We start from the raw sequence: 3,497 nt of genomic DNA on the forward strand, positions 1-3,497 counted from the left end.
CGGGAAACGAGCGAAGCGACTTACGAAGTAATCCAGCCATCAGACTGGCATTTTTCTGGGTCCCCGCCTGCGCGGGGATGACTTGCTCCTTATGCAATATGCGAATCTCAACAGTTTCTCAAGGTTTAATGTGGCTTCCCTCAGCCTCTAACATTGAACGGTCGTCGCAGGCATTCAATGGATTGACCGTTATCATACTTAGTATGCACCGGCTCCGCAGAAGTGCCCGAAAGCGTCGCGCTACCCAACTTTCTCCGCATCCGCCCCGTACGCCCGGCTTCCTCCTCGCATCGACACCTCTATGAGCACTCCCATGATGACCCGCCGAGAAGCTAAAGGCGTCCTCTCTACCTTCAAAGACCGGATGGAGGACCTCAAGCGGTTCTACCTGCACGCCGCCGGCTTCCTCGCCACAAACGCCGTCTTCATCACGATTAATCTGGCCGTGGGCCCACATGCCGGCCCGATCGCCATGTTACCGCTTATCGCCTGGACGCCAGTGCTGGTCATCCATGCACGGCGCGTGTTCGGTCAAAAGGGCTCCAAAACCCGGGAGTGGGAAGAACGCATGATCTACGAACTCATGCACGGCGAAGAAATGCCGGAAGGCCCTATCACATTGGCGCAGGCCATGGAGACGCTCAAGCTCTCCGCCTCCGCAGAGCCCGACTCGGCCCGCCTCCAGAAACGCATCGAACACCTCGAAGCCATCATCACCAGCGAACAGTGGGAATCGCCGGCCGATTTGGAGCTGGACGGCGCCCCGGTCAAGCGGAAACAGACGGTAAGATAACATGCAATTTTTTACTTTTCACTTTTCACTTTTCACTTCCTTCATCCTCCTCGCCGTCGGCTGCGCCGCGCCGCCGCCGCCCGTGCCTCACTTCGAAGCCCAGACGCTCGACGCCAACGTCGCGATCGGCTACGGCCTCTCCATCGGCGATGTGGACGGAGACGGCCGGCCCGACATCCTGCTGGCGGATAAAAAGCAGTACGTGTGGTACCGCAATCCGGGCTGGCAGCGGTTTGTTCTCGTGGATAGCCTGACCGCCCGGGATAACGTCGCCCTCGCGGCGCGCGACATCGACGGCGACGGAAAGGTCGAGGTGGCCGTGGGCGCGATGTGGAACCCCGGCGAGACGAGCGACGCCTCGCAGTCCGGCTCCGTCCACTACCTCGCCCGCCCCACCGACCCGACGCAGCCATGGACGCCCATCCAGCTTCCCCACGAGCCCACCGTCCACCGGATGTACTGGGTACGCATCGGCGATGCGTTCCATCTGCTTGTGGCGCCGCTGCACGGGCGCGGCAACCAGGCCGGCGAAGGCGCCGGCGTCCTCCAGATCGCCTACACGCGCCCCACCGACTCTACACAACCCTGGCCATCGACCGTCGTCGACGACGCGATGCACATGACGCATAACGTCGAAGCCGTGGAAGCCGGCGGAATAACAGACCTCTACATCGCCGGAAAAGAAGGCGTTCGCGTGGCGACCTTTCAAAATGGCGGCTGGTCTGCCGGCGCCGCGCCGGTGCCGGGGATGACCTACGCCGCCGGGGAAGTTCGCAAAGGCCAATTCCCCAACACGCCTTTCCTCGCGACCATCGAGCCGATGCACGGCACGACGGTCGCCGTCACCTTCCAGGAAGACCCGCCCCGCCGTATCGTGCTCGATAGCACCTTCGCCGAAGGCCATGCCCTCGCCGCGGCCGATCTGCTGGGGATCGGGCGCGACCAGGTCGTCGCCGGTTGGCGCAACCCGAACGCCGAAGGCAAGGTGGGCATCCGCCTGTACGTGCCCGACGAAAACGGCGCGCTATGGACGATGCACGTCGTCGACGACAACGCAATGGCCACGGAAGACCTCAAGGTGGCGGACCTGGACGGGGATGGGGATCTTGACATCATCGCCGCCGGCCGGGCCACGAACAACCTCGTCGTGTACTGGAACCGAACGGGCGACTGATATTTTTCGACGCCAGAAACTTGGCTTCGGGCGCTCGTTAAAGCCTTGTGATACATCCGCCTCGCGCCGAGCCGGCGTGTGTCGCACACTCACCCTGTCGCACGTGCGTATCTCTTCTGCCTCGCGTGTGGTTGATTCAACGCCGGCTGGCGGAATTCCGCCAGGCCGCATAGGGCTTTGTATTTCCTTGTGGGCCCTGCTCTTCGTCGCGGTTTCCTGGTCAGGCTTCTACGCAATCCCTTCGTCCTCGCCGGCGCCGCTGGAGACGGTCCATCCATCGAAGCAGGACTCCGCTCCGCACGATTCGCACCCCGCCCGGGCTACCGTCTCGCGAGACCCATCGACTGCCGCAGCCGTCCTCGTCGATACGCCACGGGTGCCCACGTCGGAGTCGAACCCGGAAACCCGTAAACGTGTCCCGACCCCGGTCGCGTCAACAAAGACCGTCCTTTTACCCGATCCGATAGATTACCGTTACCCCGAACGACACATCACCTGCGTCCTCTCCCGCGTGCAACGCGTCGATCGCGCCACGCTCGGTTCTTTTCTGATTTGATGCGGCAACCGCCCTACGAAACGCCCGCCCCGGGCCGATCCATGGCCTGTCGCCGGGTATTCCCGCGATACCTGCAGCATCAATCCCATGAAAACATCCAAGAAATCCCGCCCGGCGCCGGCGGCCGTGCCTGCGCATACCCCTCCCTCATACGCCAAGCACCCGGCTACACCCCTCCAGCCGAATAACTGGTGGGTGATGGCGCTCTTGATCTCCTTTCTGCTACTCGGGCTCCTGATGGTTGGCGGCATCGTGTACTCCTTGCTGCCTGGATGGTGACCGACAGTCTCCGGGCGGGCCAAACCGCCCGGGGCGCCCGGCTGAACATGATATTTTTTACGTAGAGACGCTCCTGCGGAGCGTCTCAGCAAGGTTTCTGCCTGCCTGAACGCGTGGTGGATCATCGCCAACGTCGAGAGACGCTCCACAGGAGCGTCTCTACGGGCTCTATTTGCACAACGGCCTAACATTAGATCCCCACCAATATACGTCAGCCCCCCGTTTTTCGCACCTCGCCCCCATGAAACTTAGTTTCCAGCGGCTTATGTTGGCAGTCCAGGAATCCGCCGAGTCCACTACGCGCCATGCCTCGTTCCGCACTGCACTACCTCCTCTATTTTGCCGTCGCCCTCGCCGGCTGCCGGTCCGACCTGCCCCGTGAGGTCGCCCGCGCCCTGCCCGAGGAGGTCGACTTCAACTTCGACGTCCGCCCCCTGCTCTCGGACCGCTGCTACGCCTGCCACGGGCCCGACGAGGCCACCCGCGAAGCCGGCCTCCGCCTGGACACCGAAGACGGCGCCCTCGCCACCCGGCTCGACTCCGGCGGCTACGCCATCGTCCCGGGCGACCTCGCCGAAAGTGTCCTCATCGGGCGCATCCTGTCCGACGACCCCGCGGAGATGATGCCGCCGCCCGAATCGAACCTCGCGCTCTCGGCCGCCGACAAGGCGGTGCTCGTCCGGTGGATCGAACAG

General features: G+C 63.3%; 4 protein-coding genes. All 4 read left to right on the top strand.

Features of this window, described 5'->3' with window-relative positions; all coding sequences use genetic code 11:
• Positions 1 to 313 precede the first annotated feature (313 nt).
• Positions 314 to 793, top strand: a complete 480-nt coding sequence (locus SH809_20515) for a 2TM domain-containing protein (protein ID MDZ4702106.1) — start codon at positions 314 to 316, stop codon at positions 791 to 793.
• Between the two features lies 1 nt (position 794).
• A complete protein-coding gene (locus tag SH809_20520; GenBank protein ID MDZ4702107.1) occupies positions 795 to 1,967 on the top strand; it encodes a VCBS repeat-containing protein in 1,173 nt (390 codons plus the stop codon).
• Positions 1,968 to 2,610: 643 nt separating this feature from the next.
• On the top strand, positions 2,611 to 2,802 hold the full coding sequence (locus tag SH809_20525; protein ID MDZ4702108.1) for a hypothetical protein: 192 nt from the start codon (positions 2,611 to 2,613) through the stop codon (positions 2,800 to 2,802).
• 305 nt (positions 2,803 to 3,107) lie between these two features.
• On the top strand, positions 3,108 to 3,497 hold a 390-nt coding region (locus SH809_20530; GenBank protein ID MDZ4702109.1), incomplete at its 3' end, for a c-type cytochrome domain-containing protein.

Source organism: Rhodothermales bacterium (assembly GCA_034439735.1).
Taxonomy (GTDB): domain Bacteria; phylum Bacteroidota; class Rhodothermia; order Rhodothermales; family JAHQVL01; genus JAWKNW01.

Coding starts and splice junctions, on each gene's coding strand:
- SH809_20515 (MDZ4702106.1), top strand. CDS start 314: ATGATGACCCGCCGAGAAGCTAAAGGCGTCCTCTCTACCTTCAAAGAC.
- SH809_20520 (MDZ4702107.1), top strand. CDS start 795: ATGCAATTTTTTACTTTTCACTTTTCACTTTTCACTTCCTTCATCCTC.
- SH809_20525 (MDZ4702108.1), top strand. CDS start 2,611: ATGAAAACATCCAAGAAATCCCGCCCGGCGCCGGCGGCCGTGCCTGCG.